This is a genomic window from Mycobacterium sp. TH-M15 (assembly GCF_057473705.1).
The window spans coordinates 1-6,195 of record NZ_JBYCLB010000269.1 but is presented as its reverse complement, the minus strand read 5'-3'; the positions used below and the strand labels follow the sequence as shown (position 1 = coordinate 6,195).

Here is a 6,195-nt window from a genome sequence, read left to right as displayed (position 1 = left end):
TCGGGCAGCTCGATGCCGAGTTCGGTCAGCCGCGCCCGCCAGGACGATCCAGCCACGGTGCTCACTTCGGACGTTTCAGGAACGCGATCAGGTTCTCCCCCACCGGCCCGGGCAGCACCGAGACCAGCTCCCAGCCGTCTTCACCCCACTGGTCGAGGATCTGCTTGGTGGCGTGCGTGATCAACACGACGTTGGCGTACTCCCACACGGTGCGTTCCGTCATGGGGGCGAGCTTATCGCTACCTGGGAAAGCCACTTGGTTAGCATGCAGGGGTGGCAGCCACAGCAACCGGTGACAACGTGGTCGGCTGGCCCGCGCGACTGACCAAGGCCCGGCTGCATTTCGTCAGCGGCAAGGGTGGCACCGGAAAGTCGACCATCGCGGCCACCCTGGCGCTGGCCCTCGCCGCCGGCGGACGCCGGGTGCTGCTGGTCGAAGTCGAAGGGCGGCAAGGGATTGCGCAGCTTTTCGACGTGCCTCCGTTGCCCTACGACGAGGTGAAAATCGCCACCGCCGAAGGCGGCGGACGGGTCAACGCGCTGGCGATCGACATCGAGGCCGCGTTCCTGGAGTACCTCGACATGTTCTACAACCTGGGCTTGGCCGGGCGGGCGATGCGCCGGGTCGGTGCCATCGAGTTCGCCACCACCATCGCGCCCGGCCTGCGCGACGTGCTGCTCACCGGCAAGATCAAGGAGATCGTGGTCCGCACCGAGAAGGACGGCCGGACCAAACGCCCGGTCTATGACGCGGTGGTCGTGGACGCGCCGCCCACCGGGCGCATCGCCCGCTTTCTGGACGTCACCAAGGCGGTCTCCGACCTGGCCAAAGGCGGGCCGGTGCACTCCCAGGCCGACGGCGTGGTCAAGCTGCTGCACTCCGACGAGACCGCGATTCACCTGGTGACCCTGCTCGAGGCGCTGCCGATGCAGGAGACCGTCGAGGCGATCGACGAGCTGCGGCAGCTGGGGCTGCCGATCGGCAGCGTGATCGTCAACCGCAACATCCCCGCCTACCTGACCCCGGCGGAACTGGCGAAAGCCGCCGAAGGCGTCGTCGACGCGGACGCGGTGCGCACCGGCCTGGGCGCCGCCGGGATCACCCTGACCGACGACGACTTCGCCGGGCTGCTGACCGAGACGATCCAGCACGCGACGCGGGTCACCGCCCGCGCCGAGGCCGCCGACCAGCTGGTGGAGCTGAACGTGCCGCGGCTGGAACTGCCGACGGTCGCCGACGGGGTCGACCTGGGGGCCCTCTACGAACTCTCCGAGACACTGATCCAACAGGGGGTTCGGTGATGGCCGAGCGGACCGGCACGCCACTGACGCTCGACGTCGCGGCCCTGTTGTCCGACCGGACCAACCGGGTGGTGGTCTGTTGCGGTGCCGGCGGGGTGGGTAAGACCACCACGGCCGCGGCGATGGCGCTGCGGGCAGCCGAATACGGCCGCACCGTGGTGGTGCTCACCATCGACCCGGCCAAGCGGCTGGCCCAGGCGCTGGGGATCAACGACCTCGGCAACACCCCGCAGCGGGTACCGCTGGCCGCGGAAGTCCCCGGTGAACTGCACGCGATGATGCTCGACATGCGTCGCACATTCGACGAGATGGTGATCCAGTACTCGGGACCGGAACGGGCGCAATCGATTCTGGACAATCAGTTCTACCAGACCGTCGCCACCTCGCTCGCCGGGACGCAGGAGTACATGGCGATGGAGAAACTCGGTCAGCTGCTGAGCCAGGACCGCTGGGACCTGGTGGTGGTGGACACGCCACCGTCCCGCAACGCGTTGGACTTCCTGGACGCACCCAAGCGGCTGGGTAACTTCATGGACAGCCGACTCTGGCGGCTGCTGCTGGGACCCGGACGAGGCATCGGACGGGTGGTCGCCGGTGCGGTCGGGCTGGCGATGAAGGCGCTGTCGACGGTGCTCGGTTCGCAGATGCTCGCCGACGCGGCCAGCTTCGTGCAATCGCTGGACGCCACCTTCGGCGGCTTCCGGGAGAAGGCGGACCGCACCTACGAGCTGCTCAAGCGGCGGGGCACCCAGTTCATGGTGGTGTCGGCGGCCGAGCCGGACGCGCTGCGGGAGGCGTCGTTCTTCGTCGACCGGTTGTCCCAGGAGCACATGCCGCTGGCCGGGTTGATCCTCAACCGCACCCATCCGATGCTGTGCGAACTGCCGGCCGAGCGGGCGATCGACGGCGTGGAGACGCTGCGCGAGGGCCTGACCAAGAAGGGCAAGGACACGGCCAACGGTGCGGCGGCGCTGACCACGGCGGTGCTGAACATCCACGCCGAACGCGCCGCGACCGCCAAACGGGAGATCCGACTGCTGTCCCGATTCACCGGAGCCAACCCGCGGGTGGACATCGTCGGGGTGCCGTCGCTGCCGTTCGACGTCTCGGACCTGGATGCCCTGCGCGCGATCGGCGACCAGTTGACCGGCGCCACCGGCGTCCCTTGCGACGGGTAACCGAGTTAGCCAGCGTCACGCTGCTTGCGCTGCGCAGCGAAGTGGTCGGCCCACGACGTGACCTCGGGGTGCTGCTTGAGCAGGGCTCGGCGTTGCCGCTCGGTCATGCCTCCCCAGACCCCGAACTCGACCCGGTTGTCCAGGGCGTCGGCCAGGCACGCCATCACCACCGGGCAGTGTCGGCAGATCACCGCGGCTTTGCGCTGAGCCGCGCCGCGTACGAACAGCTCGTCGGGATCGATGGTCCGGCACAGGGCTTGAGACACCCACGCGATCCGGCTCTCGTCGTAGGCTCCCCGGAGCATCATCCGGGTCGGCGACGGTGGTTGTGTTCCAGTCCTACGAGATCCGGTCCGTGGAGTTGTCACTGACGATCCTTCCGTCCCGGCCGCCACCGCAGCCACCTAATTCAATAGCGCGTGGACCGCCATGGCGATCTACGCCACGTTGCGCAGTGCAGTGTTACCTGAGTCGCACTGCTCATACAAGTTAGGTGGTCAGATTGCGTTCGCGCAACCGTCTGGCGGTCATTTTTTTGGGACGACCGTGCAGTCCGATCCGGACGACGACGCAGAACCGCCCCCACCGGCGTCGCCGAAGGGGTCGGTTCGGGGCCATCCAGTAGACGGCCCGGACCACTGTTGCGTGGTCTTCCCCCGGGACCGGTGGGGCCCCACCGCTACTGTTGTACCCATGTCGGTGCGCCCCCAGACCGTCGCCGCGGTGGCCAAGCTGGCCCTCTGCTGCCTGCTGGCCGGCGTTCTGGTCTCCGCATTGGTTTTCCCGGTGGTCGGTGGCGTCGGGTTGATGTCCAACCGCGCTTCCGACGTGGTCGCCAACGGCTCGGCCCAGTTGGTGGAGGGCGAGGTGCCCGCGGTGACGACCATGTACGACGCCAAGGGCAACACGATCGCCTGGCTGTACGCGCAGCGCCGGTTCGAGGTGCCCAGCGAGAAAATCGCCGACACCATGAAGCTGGCAATCGTCTCCGTCGAGGACAAGCGGTTTGCTGAACACCACGGCGTGGACTGGAAGGGCACGCTGACCGGGTTGGCCGGATACGCCTCCGGCGACATCGACACCCGCGGCGGCTCCACCCTCGAACAGCAGTACGTGAAGAACTACCAGCTGCTGGTGCTCGCCCAGACCGACGCCGAGCAGCGTGCGGCGGTGGCGACCACCCCGGCCCGCAAACTGCGGGAGATCCGGATGGCGCTCACCCTGGACAAGGCCTTCACCAAATCGCAGATCCTGACCCGCTACCTGAACCTGGTGTCGTTCGGCAACAACTCGTTCGGCGTCCAGGACGCCGCCCAAACCTACTTCGGCGTCAACGCATCGAACCTGAACTGGCAGCAGTCGGCGCTGCTCGCCGGAATCGTCCAGTCGACCAGCTCGCTGAACCCCTACACCAACCCCGACGGTGCACTGGCTCGGCGAAACCTGGTGTTGGACACCATGATCGAGAATCTACCGGACAAGGCCGACACGCTGCGCGCCGCGAAACAACAGCCGCTCGGAATCCTGCCCCAGCCCAACGAGCTGCCACGCGGCTGCATCGCCGCCGGCGACCGGGCGTTCTTCTGCGACTACGTGCAGGAATACCTGTCCCGGGCCGGGATCAGCAAGGAGCAGGTGGCTCGCGGCGGCTACCAGATCCACACCACCTTGGACCCCGAGGTTCAGGGCCGGGTCAAAGAAGCGGTGGACAGCTACGCCAGCCCCACCATCGAAGGGGTCGCCGACGTGATGAGCGTGATCACCCCCGGCAAGGATGCCCACCCGGTGCTGGCGATGGCCAGCAACCGCACCTACGGGCTGAACGGCGACATCGGCGAGACCATGCGGCCCCAGCCGTTCTCGCTGGTCGGCGACGGTGCCGGTTCCGTATTCAAGGTCTTCACCACCGCCGCCGCGCTGGAGATGGGCCTGGGCATCAACGCCGAGCTGGAGGTACCGGGCCGCTTCCAGGCTAAGGGGCTGGGCAGCGGTGGCGCCAAAGGCTGCCCGCGGGAGACCTGGTGTGTGGTGAACGTGGCCCCGTACCGGTCGCCGATGAGCGTCACCACCGCCCTGGCCACCTCGCCGAACACCGCGTTCGCGAAGCTGATCTCGCAGGTCGGGGTGGAGCGCACGGTGGACATGGCGATCAAGCTCGGGCTGCGCTCCTACGCCGAGCCCGGAACCGCCCGCGACTACGACCCGGACAGCAACCAGAGCCTGGCCGAGTTCATCAAGTCGCAGAACATCGGGTCGTTCACCTTGGGCCCGTTCGAGGTGAACGCACTGGAGCTGGCCAACGTGGCCGCCACCCTGGCCTCCGGCGGGGTGTGGTGCCCGCCGAACCCGATCGACCGGCTGGTCGACCGCAACGGCAAGGAGATCGCGGTCACCACCGAGACCTGTGACCAGGTGGTCCCCGAAGGCCTGGCGAACACGCTGGCCAACGCGATGAGCAAGGACGCCGTGGGCGGCGGGACCGCGGCGCCGGCGGCCGGCGCGACCGGCTGGGATCTGCCGATGTCGGGCAAGACCGGCACCACCGAGGCACACCGCTCGTCGAGCTTTCTCGGCTTCACCAACCGCTACGCCGCCGCGGCCTACATCTTCGACGACTCCAGCTCGCCGTCAGACCTGTGCTCGTTCCCGTTGCGGCACTGCGGGGACGGCGACCTGTTCGGCGGCAACGAACCGGCCCGCACCTGGTTCGCCGCGCTGAAGCCGATCGCCACCGCCTTCGGTGAGGTGGGCCTGCCGCCGACCGACCCGCAGTACGTCGACGGCGGCCCCAACTCGCAGGTGCCCGGTGTGGCGGGCATGGACCTGGAGGCGGCCCGGCAGAAGCTCAAGGAGGCCGGCTTCCAGGTCGCCGATCAGCCGAGCTCGGTCAACAGCACCGCCAAGGCCGGCGAGGTGGTCGGCACCTCACCCGGCGGCCGGACCATCCCGGGGTCGATCGTCACCATCCTGGTCAGCAACGGTATCCCGCCGCCGCCACCGGAACCACCGCCGCCGCCGGAGGGCGGACTGCCGGCTCCGATCGGTTCGACGGTGATCGAGATCCCGGGGCTGCCCCCGATCACGATTCCACTGCTCGGCCCACCACCGCCGTAACCGCGGCGCAGTAGGCTTGACCACCATGGCCGCCTCAACCGCTTGGAGAACCGCCGCCCGGGCCGCATCGGTCGCGCTCGGATCGGCCACGCTGGCCGTCGGGTACGCGTCGGTGATCGAGCGCAACGCCTTCGTGGTGCGTGAGGTCACCATGGGCGTGTTGGCCCCCGGCTCGTCACCGCTGCGGGTGCTGCACATCAGTGACGTGCACATGCGCCCGTCCCAGCGGCACAAGCAGGCCTGGCTGCGACAGCTGGCCCGCTGGGAGCCGGACCTGGTGGTCAACACCGGCGACAACCTGGCCCACCCGAAGGCGGTGCCGGCGGTGGTACAGGCCTACGGCGACCTGTTGTCGATGCCCGGCGTCTTCGTCTTCGGCAGCAACGACTACTTCGGACCGCGGCTGAAGAACCCGGCCAAGTACCTGACCGACCCGACGCACCGGGTCTACGGCACGCCGCTGCCCTGGCAGGATCTGCGAGCGGCGTTCACCGAGCGGGGCTGGCTGGACCTCACCCACAACCGCCGGGAGTTCGACGTGGCCGGGCTGCGGGTGGCCGCGGCCGGTGTCGACGACCCGCACATCGGCCGGGACCGCTAC

General features: G+C 68.6%; 6 protein-coding genes. 4 read left to right on the top strand and 2 right to left on the bottom strand.

All coding sequences use genetic code 11. The annotated features are described in order from the left end of the window. Positions 1-61: 61 nt before the first annotated feature. Positions 62-223 (bottom strand): Sp36 family protein, encoded by a 162-nt coding sequence (gene sp36, locus AC2VNT_RS06400; RefSeq protein WP_486946055.1) that lies wholly within the window; start codon positions 221-223, stop codon positions 62-64. A gap of 50 nt (positions 224-273) precedes the next feature. On the opposite strand from sp36, the gene bagA reads away from it, so the two are divergent. Next, a complete protein-coding gene (gene bagA, locus AC2VNT_RS06395; protein ID WP_486946054.1) occupies positions 274-1,302 on the top strand; it encodes an ATPase BagA in 1,029 nt (342 codons plus the stop codon). After that, the gene (bagB, locus tag AC2VNT_RS06390; RefSeq protein WP_486946053.1) at positions 1,302-2,480 is read left to right on the top strand and encodes an ATPase BagB; all 1,179 of its coding nucleotides are present in this window, start codon (positions 1,302-1,304) and stop codon (positions 2,478-2,480) included. Before bagA ends, bagB begins: the two co-directional genes overlap by 1 nt. Before the next feature lie 5 nt (positions 2,481-2,485). Here the strand turns inward: bagB and AC2VNT_RS06385 are convergent, their stop codons facing one another. Continuing rightward, on the bottom strand, positions 2,486-2,788 hold the full coding sequence (locus tag AC2VNT_RS06385; protein WP_486946052.1) for a WhiB family transcriptional regulator: 303 nt from the start codon (positions 2,786-2,788) through the stop codon (positions 2,486-2,488). Between the two features lie 385 nt (positions 2,789-3,173). Between AC2VNT_RS06385 and ponA2 the strand changes: the two genes are divergently transcribed. Then, positions 3,174-5,594: a transglycosylase/D,D-transpeptidase PonA2 gene (ponA2, locus tag AC2VNT_RS06380; RefSeq protein WP_486946051.1), complete on the top strand. Its 2,421-nt coding sequence runs from the start codon at positions 3,174-3,176 to the stop codon at positions 5,592-5,594. A 25-nt stretch (positions 5,595-5,619) separates the two neighbouring features. Then, a partial coding sequence (locus AC2VNT_RS06375; RefSeq protein ID WP_486946050.1) for a metallophosphoesterase occupies positions 5,620-6,195 on the top strand: 576 nt, incomplete at its 3' end.

Coding starts and splice junctions, on each gene's coding strand:
- sp36 (WP_486946055.1), bottom strand. CDS start 223: ATGACGGAACGCACCGTGTGGGAGTACGCCAACGTCGTGTTGATCACG.
- bagB (WP_486946053.1), top strand. CDS start 1,302: ATGGCCGAGCGGACCGGCACGCCACTGACGCTCGACGTCGCGGCCCTG.
- AC2VNT_RS06385 (WP_486946052.1), bottom strand. CDS start 2,788: ATGATGCTCCGGGGAGCCTACGACGAGAGCCGGATCGCGTGGGTGTCT.
- ponA2 (WP_486946051.1), top strand. CDS start 3,174: ATGTCGGTGCGCCCCCAGACCGTCGCCGCGGTGGCCAAGCTGGCCCTC.